Here is an 18,264-nt window from a genome sequence, read left to right on the forward strand (position 1 = left end):
ACAAAGCAATTTTATGCCTGAGATAATTTATATAATGTCTGATAAAAGGTCGGGCTCTACTTTATTGGAAAACATATTGTCAAAATCTGATGAATGTTTTTCTGTAGGAGAACTGGCCATGCTAAAAGGCCATTTAATAAAAGAAGGGCCGGGCAGCAATTGGAATTATAATTGTTCCTGCGGCAAATCATTTGAAGAATGTACCTTTTGGTCATCGGTAATTGGCCAGGTATACACACCTAAAAAAGACAGTTTTTTTACCAATATTAACTGGAACTTTAAATCGAAAGCACTGGCATTTAATGCCTTGTTTCCTTTTTTATTTAAGAATAAGTTTCTTAAAATTGTTAGCAACAAAAATAACCGTCAGGTTACGGCTACCCTAACTGATTTGTATGCGGCAATTGCCGAAAAATCGGGCAAACAATTTATTGTAGATTCTTCCAAAAGTCCCATGCAGGCTTTGGCTATTTATAAAAACCAAACCCAGTTTAAGGTAAAAATTATCTGGTTAAAAAGAGATATCAGGGCTATTGCTACTTCTAAACGTAAATGGAAGGAGAAAAACCGTAAAAAAGAGAAATCATTACTGCAATTGGTAATGGATATTTTTTATTATCGCCGTTTATGCTACACTGTTTCTAAACATGTAGATAAACAGGATATTATTTTTATGGATTACGAAGATCTGGCGCAGCAAACGCACCAGCAACTGCAACGTATTTTTACCGGATTTGGTTTACAGCCTTTTGCCACACCAGAATATATGGAGCTGGTAGAAGATCATACCATTGGCGGTACACCAGGCCGTTTTACCAAAAAACCCATACAATACGACGGCAGCTGGAAAAATCAGTTTAAAAATAATAAGCTGGCTTATTTTGTAGGTGGGCTATTAAACAGAATTTAATATTGTTTTCACTGCTAAATATTGCTACCCATAATGGAATAACTGAGTTTTGTAATAATAAGTACAGCAACCAGCCAAACACTAACCATTCAAATATTGCAATCTATGAGTAAAGCTGTTTTTCCAAATACATTTTTAATTGGTGTTCAAAAAGCAGGCACAACAACTTTAGATGATTGGTTAGCCCAACACCCGCAAATATTTTGTTACGAGTCGTTGAAAGATGTTCACCTGTTTGCACGTTATGCCAATAAAGAAGAAATAGATAAAAGGCTGCAGCAGGAAACCGCCGGTTATACCAGCCAGCCCATTGTATTGCAATCTGCCGTAAACTATTTCTTTTACCCACAGCTTTTGCAAAGTATTGCCCAGTATGCGCCACAGGCAAAACTGATAGTTATCCTACGTAATCCGTTAGACAGGGCCGTATCATCCTACAGTTATTTTAAGAAAATGCTTAGGGAGACAAGGCCAATGGAAGAGGCCATGATTTACCCACCCAAAGAGGCCACCGACTTTAATAAGGATAATAACGACTTTACCTATATAGAGCATGGTTTATATGCAAAGCAGGTAAAAAGCTGCCTGCAATATTTTACCAAAGAGCAATTATTGGTGTTAGATTACAATGATTTGGTAAAAAATCCGGCTGGCTTACTCAAAAATATGTTCACCTTTCTAGGGGTAGATGCAGATTTTATGCCCGACCTCACCCCAAAGAATGTAACCGGGTCAGTAAAAAGCCAGTTACTACAGGAAACCATTATTAAAAAACAAAGTAAGTTTAGAAAATGGGCGGTAGATAATATTATCGATCCTGTTTTTCCGGTGGGCAAACGCAAAATGCTAAAACGCAAATTATTTGAACTAAACACAGGCAAAAACCAGGTGGCCAAACCCGTTCAGGAGGAAAGTAAAGAAACCATTGCGGCGGTTAAGCAGGCTCTTGCGCCCTATTTTATTAATGATGCAAAAGAATTGGATGCTATTTTAGGAACCAGCTTTTCAGCAAAATGGTTTCCAGGCAAATAAATGGGTTAGTAAAGCCGGTTTTTTTGTTAGCCAGACTTTTGTAACAATATTAAACTGTCGTTGCGTCGCACTCTTGTACACTATATCTACAGGCGGCAAAACACAGTTTTATTATATTGCATCGCATTTAGGTATACGTTAACACCTGCTGTGCATGTATTTTATGCAACATTTTTGGCAGATACACACAATGCAATGGCCTTTTTTTGCCCAATATTGGTTTGCAGATGAAAGGATTGCGACGCAAGGAACGATGCCATATAATACCCGGCTGGTATTATACAATGCAAGGATACCCGATTTATAGCTTATGACAAACTTTATCATATTTACAACGCAGCGCAGTGGCTCCACTGTACTCACAAGAACATTGGACGGCCATCCGGAGATATTTTGCGCCGGTGAACTTTTTCACGAGTCTACAGATATTTACCATCCCGAATGGCATTTTCCTGTATGGGCACTTTCACAAAAAAGTAAAATGCTTCGCAAATTTGATAAAATACTGAATTACCCAAATTTGCGTTTTAGGGCTATACCACACATAAAAAAATTTTTCAATTCGGCCGGGAGCAATGAAAAGGTCAGGGGTTTTAAACTGATGATTTCACATATGAGAAGCATGCCTTATATGTGGGACTTTCTTAAAAAGAACAATACCAAAGTAATTGTTTTAATACGAAAAAATGTGTTTAATACCGGGCTTTCGCGTTTGCGTAAAGATGAAACCCGGGTACCACATGCGGCAGGCGCTGTTACGGTAACAGAGAAATTTAGGGTGGCACCAAATAAGCTGCTAAAGCATATGCAATACCTGGAAAAGGTAAACCAGGAGTTATTGGATTATACCCGGGATATGCCCCGTATTGTATTGTATTACGAGGATTTTGGCAACTGGGATGAGATGATGAATCAGGTGTTTAGTTTTTTGGAAGTTGGGCCGCAAACACTTCCGCCGGTACTTAAAAAAATAGGCGGCACCAGCTGGAGGGACGATGTAACCAACTACGAGGAAATAGAAAAATTACTAAAAGAAAATAATTACAATCAATATCTTTAATTATCATGGATAGAATAATACCTAATTTTTTAATAGGCGGTCCACCAAAGGGAGCTTCTACATCACTTAATTTTTACCTGAAACAGCATCCGGAAATATTTACGTCTCCGGTAAAGCAAACCCGTTTTTTTAGTGTGTATTATGAAAGGGGCAAGGATTATTATATCAATAACTTCTTCTCAGGGGTAACCAGTGAGAAAATGGTTGGAGAAGCAACACCCACTTATTTTTTACTGCCATTTGTAGCCAAGCGTATAAAGGACTACAATCCGGATATGAAAATTATCTTTTGTTTGCGTAATCCGGTAGAGCGCACCTTCTCTGGCTGGAGTATGCGTGTGAATAACGGAACCGAGCATTTATCTTTTCGTGAAGCCCTGGAAGCAAATGCCAAACAGCGGGAAACGCTAAAATTTGAAACAGAAGAAGAGGGAAAGATTTGGACTGAAGATATGTTAAGGGATGACAGGCTGGAAGATACCGGCACCAGAACCTATCTGGAAGGTAGCATGTATGCCCAAAACCTGCAGCATTATTTGGCTCATTTTCCGGCCAGCCAGATTAAGGTAATATTTTTAGATGATCTGCAGAAAGATGTACATGCTACTATGAAAGAGGTATTTGAATTTTTGGGTGTAGACCCGCAATTTCGGATTCAAAATACTGAACAAAAAAATACGTATAAAAAATCCAAGTTTAAAATTCTTGAACCAATTCTGGGAAAAAACAAGAAAATTTCTAAAATGTTGTCTGGTTTGATGCCAAAAACCTTCAAGAAAAAAATTTTAGACACAATGTATGTGGAGGGAAGCAAAAAAAAGTTAACTTTAGATGACAGAAGATTTGCGTACCAATATTTTAAACATGAAATAACCGAGCTTGAAAAGCTCCTAAATATTAATCTCGACCATTGGAAACTCGTTGAAAACACTTAATCATCCATCCCCTAATCTAAAATTCAATAATTATGAAAGTAGTCGTAGTAGGTACAGGATATGTAGGTCTTGTTACCGGAGCCTGTTTATCAGAAGTAGGTATTGACGTTACCTGTATCGATGTAAACGTGCAAAAAATCGAAAACCTAAAAAAGGGAATCCTTCCCATTTATGAACCAGGCCTTGATGGTTTGGTTGAGAGAAACACCAAAAAAAATCGCCTGAAATTTTCAACTGACATTGGCCAAACCATCATTGGTGCCGATGTAGTTTTTATTGCAGTAGGTACCCCTCCCGGTGAGGATGGAAGTGCTGATTTGCAGTATGTAATTCAGGTGGCAGACACAGTTGGTAAAAACATGACTGATTATTTGGTTGTGGTTACCAAAAGTACAGTTCCCGTTGGTACGGCTGCAAAAGTTAAAAGCGCTATTGCAGCAGCACTTGCTGCCAGAAGTGCGAGTATTGAGTTTGATGTGGCTTCTAATCCGGAATTCTTAAAAGAAGGTGCAGCTATTGATGACTTTTTAAAACCAGACCGTATTGTAATTGGTGTAGAGTCTGAAAGGGCAAAAAGTACCTTACGTAAATTGTATGACCCATTTGTTTTAAATGGTCACCCAATTTATTTTATGGATATTCCTTCTGCGGAAATGACAAAATACGCAGCCAATGCCATGCTGGCTACCAAAATTTCATTTATGAATGATATCGCCAACTTGTGTGATTTGGTTGGTGCTAACGTTAATGAAGTACGTAAAGGTATTGGTAGCGACGCCCGTATTGGTACCAAATTTATATATCCAGGTATTGGTTATGGTGGTTCATGTTTTCCTAAAGACGTAAAAGCTTTGGTTAAAACCGGTGAACAAAATAGCTATAAGCTCAGGATTTTGAGTGCTGTTGACGAGGTGAATAATGACCAGAAAATGGTGTTGGTAAATAAAATAAACAAACATTTTAACAGCGATATCAGTGGCAAAATCTTTGCTATATGGGGTTTGGCATTTAAACCAAATACCGATGATATGCGTGAGGCACCAGCCCTGGTAATTATCGAAGCTTTGTTAAAAGGCGGTGCCAAGGTAAAAGCCTATGACCCAGTATCTATGAAGGAGGCAAAACATATGCTAAGCCCGGAAGTAGAACTTTGCGAAGAACCAATGGCAGCTACAATTGGAGCAGATGCCCTTTTACTGGTTACAGAGTGGGCTGAATTTCGTTTGCCCGATTGGAATCATGTAAAATCTAATATGGCTGGTCATGTAGTTTTTGATGGCAGAAATATTTACAATGCCGAAGAAATGATACAAAGAGGATTTGATTATTATTGTATAGGTATGCGTTAATGCAGCTGAAGAATAATAGTTGTCCTTTAGTTTAATAATGTTAGCTATGCAGTGATATGGATTATACCAGTTTTACTGCATAGTTTTTTTATGCCCTTTACCGCAGACAACATTTTTTGATTGTTGCTGCCATTTTTATTGCAAATTGCACCACTAAACATTTTTCAATGGGCTTATATAGGATACTTAGTTTTTTTGTAAACTTTTTTTGTGCATTTCTGGCTGTTATTACTGCAGTGGGTTTGATGGTTTCGCTATCTAATCCTGCCGGATTGTTGCAGGTTTTTTTAATGGCTTCGGTGGTGTTGTATGGATGGTTTGCCAATAAGTTTTATTTGGAGGTGATAATGAAACTGCAAAAAATGAGTAAAAAGCAAAAAGACTGGTTACAGGTAAATGGTATTGTGGCATTGGTATTTAGTATACTTGGCATTAGTAATAGCATCTATATTTATTACAACCCTGATACTTTTGATGATTTATTAAGTGAAATGCCTGAAAAAATTGCCGACCCCCACCAAATGCTGATTAATGTTGCAACCGTGCTATTGGTGTTTTGTGCTTTATTGCTGGTTCATATTATTTGGACTTATAAATTGGTTAAAAAACACGCCGATTCTTTTGAAGGTTAATTTGGCTGGATATCGCATTCCCGAAAGTAAAGTTGAAGATATAATCTTGCGTTGCAGTGTGCGACGCAAGTAAAGCCGCATGACTTGGTTAGCCGGGTTCCAAAATTATTCCCTCTTTGAAGAGAAAGCATTTTTGCAGTTACCTGCAGAACGCTTTATTTTGTGGCATGACGGGCAGTGTTTATTTAATACCAACAGTTTTACATGAAGATGAGCAAGCATTAGCCGCATTGCCGGCTTATATTACGGATGCCATAAAAGCATGTGATGTTTTTTTTGTTGAGCAGGAAAAAACCGCACGCAGGTTTTTTAAAAAACTTTGGCGTGAAATGGTTATTGATAATTATGAATGGCATACCATACATAAGGCGGAGGCAGCAGTTAAAGCAAGTTTTATAGCCTGTTTACAACAAGGTAAAAATATAGGTATTGTGAGCGAAGCCGGTTGTCCGGGTATAGCCGATCCGGGGCAGGTATTGGTAGAAGCTGCACAACAGATAAATGCAGTTGTTAAACCATTAGTTGGGCCCAGTTCTATTTTGCTGGCTTTAATGGCTAGTGGTATGAACGGGCAGGGCTTTATGTTTAATGGTTATTTGCCTATTGAAACTGCTGAAAGAAAGGTGTCTATAAAAGCATTGGAAACCGACTCGCAAAAAAGAAATTGTACAGAAATTTTTATTGAAACCCCTTACCGTAACAATGCCCTTTTAAATGATATTTTGATAACCTGCCATGCAGATACCAGGTTATGTATTGCTGTAGATATTACAGCACCCGGAGAAAGTATTGTTACTAAAAAAATTAAGGACTGGAAAAAAGAGCAGGGCATTCAATTACATAAACGCCCTGCTATTTTTTTACTGCATGCAGGATAATTTACTTGCCCTGCAGTGTTGGCGTTACGCCTTTATCCAGTGTAACACCTTTTATTTGGTAAACACTGTCTACAATATATACCTGCATGCCGCGCCATGGTAATGCACCAAGGTATTCGCGGTATTGCACCTGTACCTCGGTGCCCGGGTTATCGTTAAGTAGTTTGGCTACTCTTTCGTTTTCTACGCTAAATTCAAACTCGTTGCTTTGTACATTGGCTTTAAAACCACTCTGTATTATTTTACCTTCCCAGGTTTTAAAGAGCACACCTTTTTCCATAAAAGTGTTTAAAACGCCAGCCCTGGTGCCTACAGCAAATACCCAGTAATAGCGGAAATAAAAAAAGATGGCAAATGATAATACAAACACAAGTGTTATGTAGCGGATAATTTTTTTCTTATTCATATTATAAGCCGTATTTATCTACAAGATACAAAAGAGCAGCCATGTTTACAGCACCCAGTTTTAGTTCTCTGATATTCACCGATTCAAACACATCTGATGCTGCATGGTGCACATCAAAGTAGCGTTGCGAGTCTGGCTGAAGGCCGGCCATGGGTGTTTTGAAGGCTTCTTTTAAATATCCTATATCAGCACCACCACCGCCCTGGGTAAAACCATCGCCGCCATAGGGAGTGAATAGCGGCTTCCAGCTATTTAATTTTGACCAAACGGCAGTATTTACATCAAAGCCAAAACCACGTGGCGTAAAGCCGCCTTCGTCAGATTCCAGTGCAAATATGTGTTTCTCATTTTTTTCTTTAGCAACCGCAGCATATTGTTTACCACCCCTTGTTCCATTTTCTTCATTGGCAAATAAAACAAACCTGATAGTATGCTTTGGTTTAAAACCCAAAGCGGCAAAAACCCTTAAAACTTCAATGGTTTGAATGATGCCTGCACCATCATCGTGTGCCCCTTCGTTAACATCCCAGCTATCCAGATGGCCCCCAACGGTTATGATTTCATTGGGGTATTCAGTACCTGTTAACTCGCCAATTATATTATGGCCAATAGTATCTGGCAACATTTTGCCATAGGTAAAAATTTGTGCGGTTATATTGGTGTTGTTATCCAATAAGCTATCTAATTTTTCTACGTCCCTAAGTCCTACAGCTACGGCTGGAATTTTTGGTAAACTATCTGCATAATTCATGGCACCGGTATGGGGGTTGTTATCCATGGCATGTGTCATAGACCTTACCATTACTGCTACAGCACCATATTTGGCAGCACGACTGGCACCGGCACCACGATACATTACATTTTTACCATAAGATTGAAATGTTTTAATAAATGTTTCTTCAAAGGGTACATTATAAAAAACAATTTTACCTTTTATTTCGGATTTTCTTTTCTCCAGTTCGTCAAAGCTATTTACCCTTATAACTGGTGCAGTTACGCCTTTTGGTCCGCTGCCTTCAGAATTGCCTAAAGCCAATACGTTTAAAGGCATATTTACAATTTTACCTTTACCGGCGGTGAAAGAAACAGTTGCTTTGTCTTTACCACCGCGTACCCAATGTGGTACCATACATTCCTGCATGCTAACTTTATCGGCGCCGGATTGATCCATGATGCTATAACCCCAGTTTTCGGCCTGTACCATTTGCGGGGATCCGGCCAAACGCCCACCTATTTTTTTGGTAAGATAAAACAGGTTATTATAGGCAGCCCTGCTAACCATAATGTTATCTGATATGGTTTTAATAAATACAGAGTCTGCAGTATAGTTTTGAGTTTGCTGGGCCAGAGCTGCTACGGGTAATGCGAACAGTAGGAAACATATTTTTTTCATGTGTATTATTTGAATATCTGTAGCGAATGTATTTCTTATTTACAGCTCAAACAACCTGTTTTTACGGGCTGATTGTTTTAGCTGCCATAAAAGAGGAACGTACAAGTGAGTGACACAACAGGTGATGACATAAAATGCTATTGCTCGCTAACAAATATGGGTAGCCAAACTGCCTGTATGCGTTAACTAAATGTTGCATATTTTGTAATTGTACGAAAGGCATGGCAATAAGCCGAAATGATTGTTACTTTGCCACATTAAAAGAATGCCATATGCGTATAGGTATAGTTTGTTACCCCACTTTTGGTGGTAGCGGGGTTTTAGCAACGGAATTAGGAAAAGCACTTGCAGATAAAGGCCATAGCGTACATTTTATTACGTACCAGCAACCGGTTAGACTAAATGTTTTTAATGCCAATATATATTATCACGAAGTAAGGGTGCCCACTTACCCTTTGTTCGATTATCCGCCTTACGAAATAGCCCTGGCCAGTACCATGGTAGATGTAATTAATAATCACGATTTGGATTTGTTACATGTGCATTATGCTATTCCGCATGCCAGTGCAGCTTATATGGCCAAGCAAATTGTACAAAAAAGTGGCAGAACCATTCCCTTTATTACCACATTACATGGCACAGATATTACGTTGGTGGGTAAAGATAAAACCTATGAACCCGTTGTTACTTTTTCTATCAATGAAAGCGATGCCATTACTGCAGTGTCGAATAACCTTAGGGAAGAAACTTTTCACTCATTTAAAATAACAAAAGAAATAGATGTTATTTACAATTTTGTAGATGTAAAACGCTTTAGTAAAAAGCCCATTGATGCTTTTAGACAGGTAATTGCGCCAAAGGGTGAAAAAATTATGGTGCATGCTTCAAACTTTAGAAAAATAAAAAGAGTAAATGATGTTATAAAAGTATTTGCCAAAGTAAGAAAAGAAATACCTGCCAAATTGCTTATGATTGGCGATGGGCCTGAAAGACCTGTATCAGAAGAACTGGCCAAAGAACTGGGTGTGCATGATGATGTACGTTTTGTAGGTAAGCAGGAGCAAATAGAGGAAATATTACTGGTGTCAGATATGTTTATTCTTCCCTCAGAATATGAGAGTTTTGGTTTGGCTGCCTTAGAAGCAATGGCCGCCAGTGTGCCGGTAATTAGCACCAATACAGGTGGTTTGCCCGAAATAAATATACATGGTGTTACAGGCTATACTGCCAATTTGGGAGATGTTGATACCATGAGCCGATATGCTATAGAAGCTTTTAGCGACGATGCATTATTGGCAAGTTTAAAAGAAGGTGCTTTTCAACAGGCACTTAAATTTGATATACACAATATTGTGCCCATTTACGAAAAACTGTACAGCCGCTTTTGCCGGATGAGTGATATTGAAATGCCTTAGTTCGCATTCCATAAGTGCAAATTCACTTACTTTTTTGCGGTGAAAAATGTGTAGCCATGCAGTTGTTTTGCTATGTAGCATCCTTGCGTCGCACACTTGTACTGCAGTAGGCAAGGCAGCTAAAAGAGCCCTTAAATAGTGAATTGGTTGAGAGGTTAAATGCTTAGAGGAAAATAGCTGCCAGTATATAATCGGCAAATAAAATCATAATACAACTTACCACCACCGAGGTGGTACTGGCACGGCCAATTTCCAATGCGCCACCTTGTACATGATACCCATAGTAAGCGGGTATACTACTAATAATAAACGCAAATGTATAAGCCTTATACAAGGCAAAATTAATGTTGAAAATATTCAGGTTTTGGCGTAAGCCATTATCAAAAATTTCTGGTGGCAATATGCCGGACATGGCGCCTGCTGTTCTACCACCCCAAATTGCGAGCACTGCAGATATGATTACTAAAAAAGGCACCACAATTAAAGCCCCCAGTATTTTGGGCATAATTAAATAACTGCGGGTATTTATGCCCATTATTTCCAGCGCATCTATTTGTTCTGTGGTGCGCATATTACCCAGTTCACTGGCAATTTTGCTGCCTACCACACCAGCCAGTACAATACAAACCACCGTAGGCGATAGTTCAAGAATAACGCTATCACGTACAATTTGTGCAATGGTGGCTTGAGGCACTAATGGACTAACCAACTGATATGCCGTTTGTACCGTAGTTACTGCACCCAAAAACAAGGATATGATGATGACAATGGGTAAGGAGCCAATACCAATTTCGCTGCATTGGTGCATGAGTTCTTTCCAGTACATTTTCATGTTCTCGGGTTTGGTAAACATGCTGCGCAGCATTACCAAAAACTTGCCTAAATGATTTAAAAAACGTGATAACACAATTCTATTTTTTAGTTGGTTTATTGCCTGCCTGTACGTTGTTGTATATGCATGGCTGCCAATGGTGCTGTTGTACAAGTGTGCGACACAAGCAGGTTAAATAGCACTACTATAGCCCGGCTAAAAAATGCATTTTTATGTGCATTAAGTAACCGGTAATTTGTGTTATTTACCGTGGCCTTTTTTTAAGCGCTTCCACCAGGGCGATTTGCTTATTTCATCTTCTACGTTGGCCATGCTTTTCATTTGCGCATCTACTACTGCAATATTAGCCATATTAATAATATTACGCACCGTGCTGCCCAATTGTAAAACGTGTACCGGTTTTTTTAAGCCCAGCAAGATGGGGCCTATCGCATCGGCGCCACCCAATTCTTTTAACAGGTTATAAGCTACGTTTCCTGCTGCCAGATTGGGGAAAATTAGCACATTTACATCATGATCTACCAGGGTGCTAAACGGATAGTTGTCTTTAAGTATGTCTTTGTTAAATGGTACCCACGCCTGCATTTCACCATCTATAATTAAGGATGGATCTCTTTCTTTTACCAGTTGTGTAGCTTCTGCCACCAATCTGGCTTCAGGCGAATCACTGCTGCCGAAATTACTGTAACTAAGCATAGCAATGCGTGGGGGAATGTTAAAGCTTTTTACTTCGCGTACCACCATCATGGTAATATCTGCCAATTCTTCGGCAGTTGGGTTAAAATTTACCGTGGTATCTGCCAGAAATAATGGGCCTTTGCGGGTAAGCAATAAATACATACCGGCAATTTTTTTAACGCCATCTTCTACGCCAATAATCTGCAATGCCGGCCTTATTGTTTCTGCATAGTTTTTGGTAAGACCCGAAATCATGGCATCGGCATCGCCGGTTTCTACCATCATGCAACCAAAATTGTTGCGTTCCCGCATTAGCTTTTTACTTTCATAAAAATTAAGTCCGCGGCGTTGCCTTTTCTTAAAATAAAGTTCAGCGTAATAATTGCGTTTTGCCTCTGTTTCATGGCTGCGTGAATCTATTATGGGCAGATCTTCAATATCAATATTGTTTTCATGCGCAATACGTTTTATTTTGGCTTCTTCGCCTAATAAAATAGGGTAGGCTATGCCATCATCGTAAATAATGCTGGCAGCTTTTAGTATTTTTTGGTTATCTGCTTCTGCAAATACAATGCGTTTGGGGTCTTTACGGGCTTTGTGGCCAATAATACGCATTACCTGATTATCCAGTCCAAGTCTTTTATTTAGTTCTACCGTATAGGCATCCCAGTTATCAATGGTTTTTTGTGCTACACCGCTTTCAATGGCAGCTTTAGCTACAGCAGGTGCAATTGCCGCCAATAAACGGGGATCTAATGGTTTTGGCATGATATATAATGGACCAAATGCCATTGTTTTTTGGTTGTAAGCCATATTAACAATGTCTGGTACAGGTGTTTTGGCCAGTTGGGCCAGGGCCTTAACCGCCGCCAGTTTCATGGCTTCGTTTATTTGTTTGGCACGCACATCCAAAGCACCCCTGAAAATATATGGAAAGCCCAATACATTGTTCACCTGGTTAGGGTAATCGCTACGGCCGGTGGCCATAATTAAATCTTTTCTAACCGCTGTTGCATTTTCGTAGGTAATTTCCGGATCAGGGTTGGCCATGGCAAAGGCGATGGGGTTTTTGGCCATGCTTTTTATCATATCCTGTGTTACCACATTGCCTACGCTAAGGCCAAGAAAAACATCTGCATCTTTCATGGCGGTGGCCAGTGTCCAATCGCTTTTCTCTACAGCAAATTTTTTGCGAATGTCTCCCAAATCTGTTCGGCCTTTGTGTAGTACACCATCTTTATCAAACAAAATAAAATTTTCGTAACGTGCACCCAATGCCACATATAATTGCGCACAGGCCATAGCGGCGGCGCCGGCGCCATTTACCACAATACGTACTTTTTCTATTTTCTTTTTTTGCAGTTCAAGTGCGTTTAATAATGCTGCGCTGCTAATAATGGCAGTGCCATGCTGGTCGTCGTGCATTACGGGAATATTGCATTGTTCACGCAACATTTTTTCAATGTAAAAGCATTCTGGTGCTTTTATATCTTCCAGGTTAATACCGCCAAAAGTGGGTTCCAGGGCTTTAACTATCTGTACAAATTTTTCGGGGTCTTTTTCGTTAATCTCAATATCAAATACATCAATATCGGCAAAAATTTTAAACAATACCGCCTTGCCTTCCATTACTGGTTTACTGGCTTCGGCACCAATATCACCTAAACCCAATACGGCTGTACCATTGGTTATTACTGCTACCAGATTGCCCTTGGCAGTGTATTTGTAAATTTCTTCCCGGTTTTTAAAAATTTCTTTACAGGGCTCGGCAACACCAGGGCTATAGGCCAAAGAAAGATCTCTTTGTGTTTTAGCTTCTTTGGTAGGTATTACTTCAATTTTGCCCGGCCGGCCTGAGGAGTGATATTCCAGCGCTTGTTCTACATTAAGTTTGTTAGACATAATTCTTGTATCTTTTATTTAAACTGTACGGCAGCAAATGCTTATTGTAGTGCACGTAATTTTTGTAAAAGTATGTATGATTATTGTATTAGTTGTACTGTTATAAAAGTATAGCCATGCAATTGTTAGTTATTTTATGGGCCCGGCAATTAAAGCTAACATGAACTTTACTTGCGTCGCACACTTGTACGCTTTTTTGGTAATGCAGCTGTTGAAAATGATAGTTTATTTTGCCTGTCTGCTGCATCATTTATAATCTGCAGATGAAAGGATTGCGACGCAAGGATGCTGCCATTTTTGCTGCAGCAGGTATTATAATTAATGGTGCTTTAAACAGTAGTTAAATGCTCTGTACTAATTGAAAATATTATTTCGGTACCCTTTTGTGGTGCGGTATTTATATGAATGGTTTCGCCCATTTTTGAAAGCAGATCGAAGGTGAACATTAAACCCAGACCGGTGCCTTTTTCGTTATTGGTACCGCGGGTGCTAATAAATTCCCTGTTATTAATTTTCTCCATAATATCTGCATCAATACCCGAACCTTCATCTTTAAATGAAACTGTTATTTTATTTTCTCCGGCGGTGCTTTGTATGGTAATAGTTTTGCCGCTGGGAGTAAATTTTATGGCATTTGATAACAGGTTTCTAAATACCGTTAAGATGATTTGCTTATCGGTTTTAACCATTAGGTTTGCCGGAATAAGGTTTTGTACCAGTAATTGTTTATCCTGAATTAATTGGTGATGCATATTAATTACATCTGCCGCACAGGTATGCAGGTTAAAAATTTGTTTGTGAATTTTAAGATCACTTATTTGTTCTCTGGCCCAGAGTAAGGTGTTATCCAGCATGCTCATTAAATGGCCGATATCATTATCCAGCAAAAGGCTTAACTGCGTAAACTCTTCTTCGTTCATGATTTTTTCACGGGTGAGGTATAGGGTGCTTTGCAGGGAGGTAAGCGGTGAGCGTACATCGTGTGCTATCATGGAGATAAGCTTATCTTTTACACCATTTATAATGGCCAGTTCTTTATTCTTTTCTGCTGTAAAGAGTTGTAATTCACGGGAAGTTTTTAAAGCTGCAGTTTTTTGACGGTATAAGAAAAACAGAAAAAAACAGATTAATACAAACACAAAAACCAGTGCTCCCAGCAAATAATTGTTTTTCATTTGCTCGTCCTGCAGGCGTTTGTTTTCTGCTTCTTTTTCTTTAACCTGTTCTTCTACCTGTGAACGTTGTAAACCTTTGTTTGTTTTATAGTTATAACTACTATCGTAAAGGGTGGTGTAATATTTAAGGTGAGCATATGCTTCCTGGTAATTGCCCAATACAGAATCTACCTCGGCCATATACCGCAGGTATTTGAGTTGGGGATCAAGAATTTTAGCTGCTTTAATTTTTTCAAATTCGCTGTGAAATATTTCGGAAGCTTTTTTGTAATCCTTTTCGGCCAGGGCTACCGCACCCAGACCTAATAAAGCCAGTGCATAATCTGGTTCAGAAATATCACCTTTTTTATAATTGGAAATTGTTTTTTCATAACAGCCTTTAGCCTGTGCGTGTAGTTTAAAGGATTCGTACATATCTCCCATTTGCTGGTATACATCAGCAAGCTGATAAGGTTGCTCAAGCTGGGTAAATATGTTTATAGCTTCAGTAAAATGAAAAACAGAGGAGTCTAGCCGATTGGTAGCACCGAAAAGCTTGGCAAAATTTATTTCAAGATCGCCTAAATGGGCTTTGGAAGCGGGATCGTTTAATAACATTTTCCTGCCCATTCGTAAATAGTTTTCGCCTTCTTTTATTTTCCCTACTCCAAAATATTCGGTGCCTAAATAATCATAAATAAACCCCCTTTCAGGAGATTCTACGGTTTGATCAACATATTTCAGGGCTTTATTGGTATTAATAAGGGCTTTATTCCAATCGTTTTCTATTTCGTATACATAGGCAATACTCAGGTAAGCTTCTCTTAAATAATAGGGAGAGTTTATTTTTTCTGCATACTCCAGAAGGGTAAATGCCTTTTTTAAAGCTTCGGTAGTTTTGTATTGCCAGGTATATACGCTTGTTAATTGGCGTAAAGCGGCACAGGTAAAGCTATCAATATTTATTTTTTTGCCCAGGCTGTCGGCCTGTAATGCATAACCTTCAGCTGAACGTAAATTGCTTGTTTGGTATCCTTTTGAAATTTGGATTAATAATTTTAATGAGGTTGTATCGTTCCCGGAATGTTCTTTTAGTTGTTGCAATAAACCATCTATTTCAATTTGTTGGGCATAGCTTTTTACCAGCATGACCATACAGCAGGCAACAATTATAATGCGTTTAAAAAAAGCTGAGCAATGCATTGCATTTTTATTTTGGATATTGAAAATGGTATAAGCCATTAAAGACTTGCACCTAACCATGCCATTATACCCATTCCAGTTTCAATGGCTCTTTCATCTATATTAAATACTGGTGTATGAACATTGTGAATAATGCCGGCTTCCTCATTTCTTACGCCTAATCTAAAAAAACAGCCGGGAATTAATTGTGTGTAATATCCAAAATCTTCTGCACCCATGCGCATTTCTGTTTCTGAAATATTTGCAGGACCCATATAAATGCCCGCTAAATCTCTTGCAGATTCATTTAATATTTCATCATTGTCTACTGCGGGGTAGCCAACATCAATTAATATATCGGCTGTGGCGCCCATGGCAGTTGCCATACCAAGCACTTGTTGTTTGATTAAGTCATGCGCCTTGTAACGCCAGGTTTCATCCATGGCCCTGAAAGTACCCATTAATTTTACTTCGCTCGGAATAACATTGGTGGTATTGCCCCCATGGAAAGAGCAAATTGAAAGTACTGATGGAGTAGTTGGATTATTATTTCGACTAACTATTTGCTGCAGGCTTACTATAATTTGTGATGCAATTAATATGGTATCAGCCGTTAAATGAGGGGCCGCAGCATGGCCACCTTTACTTTTGATAGTAATGTAAATTTCATCTGCGCTGGCCATTACCCTGCCACTTCTAAAACTTAACTGCCCTAATGGTAAACCGGGGTGCACATGCAAGGCAATTATACCTTTAGGGGCTGGGTTTTCCAGCACACCATCTTTTATCATTAAACTGGCACCACCGGGGTTTTTTTCTTCACCAGGCTGAAAAATCAATTTTATGGTGCCTTCCCATTCTTCTTTTAATTCATGCAGAATTTTGGCAGCACCTAGCAAACAGGTAGTATGTACATCATGCCCGCAGGCATGCATTACACCATCATTAACCGATTTGTAGGAGATATTATTTTCTTCAAAAATGGGTAAGGCATCCATGTCGCCACGTAAAGCAACTATTCGGCTATCGGGGTTTTTACCTTTAATCAGTGCAACTACCCCAGTAGTTGCCATTATCTGAAAAGGGATACCCATTTCGGCTAGTTTGGCTTGTATAAAAGCAGAAGTCTCAAATTCTTTGTAACTAAGTTCGGGATGTGCGTGCAGATGGCGGCGAATGGCAATACTGCTATCTAAGTATTTATTAGCTAAATCTTTTATTTTCTCTTTCAGCATAATCAATTTCTTTACTGATTGGTAGCCCCGTCATCATCGTCTTTGAGCACATAATCAATTACATCTTCCACAATGTAAGCATTTTGATTGTATGCTTTTGCAAACTGCTTTTGAAAAGCAACCGCATCAGGTTTTTTTAGAAAATTTCCGATACGTACTTTGAAATTGGGTGCCTGAAAAGATATATATGTTTTTTGGGAGGGGAATAGCCTCAATAAATCAGCCTTTGTTTTAAATGCCAGTTCCCTGTTGCGTGTATTCAAGACCTGTAAGCGATAGCCACGAAATTTTCCCGTACTCGTCATTTGAGCTGTAATTTTATTTACAGCAGCTTCCTTTTGGGTAAAAATTTCCAATCGGCTATCCTGATGGACAATAACAGTATCTCTGGCAGCAAAAAGGCTGTTTGTGTAAATGAATGCAAATGAACAAAATAGGATTGCTTTAATCATATGGCAATTTATTAATCATACTAACTAAAAATGATGCCAGCATTAATATCCGGCAGCTGTTGCATCCTGTTGCTGTACAATGGCAACACCGGCGCTACAGCCTAATCGTGTGGCACCACCTTCTATAAGGGCTTTTGCAAAGGCATAGGTTTTAATACCGCCGGAAGCTTTTATTTGAATGGATGGTGATAAATGTTTGCGCATAAGTTCAACAGCTTCTACAGTAGCACCTTGCTCAGCATAACCTGTAGATGTTTTCATGAAATCTATGCCGGCTGGAGCATATAACTGGCAGCATTTGATTATTTCATCGTTGGTTAATATGCCTGATTCAATAATTATTTTTACAGTTTTTTGTTGTTGTTTTATAACTGGGATGATATGGCTTATTTCGTTGGCCAGATATTGCCAATCGTTGTTTTTTAGGGCTATGAGGTTAATAACAATATCCAGTTCATCTACCCCATCTATCATGGCTAACACAACTTCTGCAATTTTTGCTTCTATAGCACTGTAGCCAAAGGGGAAACCTATTACGGTGGCTGTTTTAACAGTTGAACCCTGTAAAAATTGTTTGGCAGTTTTTATAAAAGGTGGTGGTACACATACCGCTGCAAACTGATGTTGAATAGCTTCTTTGCATAGCTTCTCTACATCGCTTATTAATGTGGTTGGCTTTAGTATGGTATGATCTATATAACCGTTTAGTTTCATGCTTTGTTTTTAAATTGATGCTATGAATGCGGAACCCTGAAGTGTGCGACGCAAGCGGCGATGCTATTTGTTTTATTAGCCGGGCCCATACTTGTTTTTATAGCT

The 18,264-nt window shown here is 39.0% G+C and carries 16 protein-coding genes; 8 read left to right on the forward strand and 8 right to left on the reverse strand.

Going from position 1 to position 18,264, the window contains the following annotated elements:
• Positions 1-13 precede the first annotated feature (13 nt).
• The 7 genes from GD597_RS16490 (at position 14) to GD597_RS16520 (ending at position 6,796) form a co-directional block, all read left to right on the forward strand.
• Positions 14-910 carry a sulfotransferase domain-containing protein gene (locus GD597_RS16490; RefSeq protein ID WP_171608999.1) on the forward strand — a complete coding sequence of 299 codons (897 nt, stop codon included), beginning with the start codon at positions 14-16 and terminating at the stop codon, positions 908-910.
• A 105-nt stretch (positions 911-1,015) separates the two neighbouring features.
• Positions 1,016-1,942 carry a sulfotransferase domain-containing protein gene (locus GD597_RS16495; protein WP_171609000.1) on the forward strand — a complete coding sequence of 309 codons (927 nt, stop codon included), beginning with the start codon at positions 1,016-1,018 and terminating at the stop codon, positions 1,940-1,942.
• 613 nt (positions 1,943-2,555) lie between these two features.
• Positions 2,556-3,002, forward strand: coding sequence for a hypothetical protein (locus tag GD597_RS22220; protein ID WP_394353250.1), 447 nt, complete (start codon positions 2,556-2,558; stop codon positions 3,000-3,002).
• Between the two features lie 5 nt (positions 3,003-3,007).
• On the forward strand, positions 3,008-3,937 hold the full coding sequence (locus tag GD597_RS16505; RefSeq protein ID WP_171609002.1) for a sulfotransferase domain-containing protein: 930 nt from the start codon (positions 3,008-3,010) through the stop codon (positions 3,935-3,937).
• 32 nt (positions 3,938-3,969) lie between these two features.
• The gene (locus GD597_RS16510) at positions 3,970-5,286 is read left to right on the forward strand and encodes a UDP-glucose dehydrogenase family protein (protein WP_171609003.1); all 1,317 of its coding nucleotides are present in this window, start codon (positions 3,970-3,972) and stop codon (positions 5,284-5,286) included.
• A gap of 167 nt (positions 5,287-5,453) precedes the next feature.
• Entirely contained in the window at positions 5,454-5,918 is a 465-nt protein-coding gene (locus tag GD597_RS16515; protein WP_171609004.1) for a hypothetical protein, read from the forward strand.
• A gap of 116 nt (positions 5,919-6,034) precedes the next feature.
• Entirely contained in the window at positions 6,035-6,796 is a 762-nt protein-coding gene (locus GD597_RS16520; RefSeq protein ID WP_235954334.1) for an SAM-dependent methyltransferase, read from the forward strand.
• A 1-nt stretch (position 6,797) separates the two neighbouring features.
• Here GD597_RS16520 and GD597_RS16525 read toward each other — a convergent pair whose 3' ends face one another.
• Positions 6,798-7,202 (reverse strand): hypothetical protein, encoded by a 405-nt coding sequence (locus GD597_RS16525; protein ID WP_171609005.1) that lies wholly within the window; start codon positions 7,200-7,202, stop codon positions 6,798-6,800.
• Between the two features lies 1 nt (position 7,203).
• Positions 7,204-8,595 carry a M20/M25/M40 family metallo-hydrolase gene (locus GD597_RS16530; RefSeq protein ID WP_171609006.1) on the reverse strand — a complete coding sequence of 464 codons (1,392 nt, stop codon included), beginning with the start codon at positions 8,593-8,595 and terminating at the stop codon, positions 7,204-7,206.
• A gap of 272 nt (positions 8,596-8,867) precedes the next feature.
• Between GD597_RS16530 and bshA the strand changes: the two genes are divergently transcribed.
• A complete protein-coding gene (gene bshA / locus GD597_RS16535) occupies positions 8,868-10,010 on the forward strand; it encodes an N-acetyl-alpha-D-glucosaminyl L-malate synthase BshA (protein WP_171609007.1) in 1,143 nt (380 codons plus the stop codon).
• A 163-nt stretch (positions 10,011-10,173) separates the two neighbouring features.
• Here bshA and GD597_RS16540 read toward each other — a convergent pair whose 3' ends face one another.
• The 6 genes from GD597_RS16540 to deoC form a co-directional block, all read right to left on the reverse strand.
• A complete protein-coding gene (locus GD597_RS16540; protein WP_317170319.1) occupies positions 10,174-10,917 on the reverse strand; it encodes an MlaE family ABC transporter permease in 744 nt (247 codons plus the stop codon).
• A gap of 165 nt (positions 10,918-11,082) precedes the next feature.
• The gene (locus GD597_RS22155) at positions 11,083-13,422 is read right to left on the reverse strand and encodes an NADP-dependent malic enzyme (protein ID WP_171609008.1); all 2,340 of its coding nucleotides are present in this window, start codon (positions 13,420-13,422) and stop codon (positions 11,083-11,085) included.
• 329 nt (positions 13,423-13,751) lie between these two features.
• Positions 13,752-15,731 (reverse strand): tetratricopeptide repeat-containing sensor histidine kinase, encoded by a 1,980-nt coding sequence (locus GD597_RS16550; RefSeq protein WP_171609009.1) that lies wholly within the window; start codon positions 15,729-15,731, stop codon positions 13,752-13,754.
• 86 nt (positions 15,732-15,817) lie between these two features.
• Positions 15,818-16,993: a M20 metallopeptidase family protein gene (locus GD597_RS16555; RefSeq protein ID WP_171609010.1), complete on the reverse strand. Its 1,176-nt coding sequence runs from the start codon at positions 16,991-16,993 to the stop codon at positions 15,818-15,820.
• Between the two features lie 11 nt (positions 16,994-17,004).
• The gene (locus GD597_RS16560; protein WP_171609011.1) at positions 17,005-17,445 is read right to left on the reverse strand and encodes an SPOR domain-containing protein; all 441 of its coding nucleotides are present in this window, start codon (positions 17,443-17,445) and stop codon (positions 17,005-17,007) included.
• A gap of 42 nt (positions 17,446-17,487) precedes the next feature.
• Positions 17,488-18,159 carry a deoxyribose-phosphate aldolase gene (gene deoC / locus GD597_RS16565; protein ID WP_171609012.1) on the reverse strand — a complete coding sequence of 224 codons (672 nt, stop codon included), beginning with the start codon at positions 18,157-18,159 and terminating at the stop codon, positions 17,488-17,490.
• Positions 18,160-18,264 lie beyond the last annotated feature (105 nt).

It is taken from the genome of Limnovirga soli, from assembly GCF_013106755.1.
Classification (GTDB): Bacteria; Bacteroidota; Bacteroidia; order Chitinophagales; family Chitinophagaceae; genus Limnovirga; species Limnovirga soli.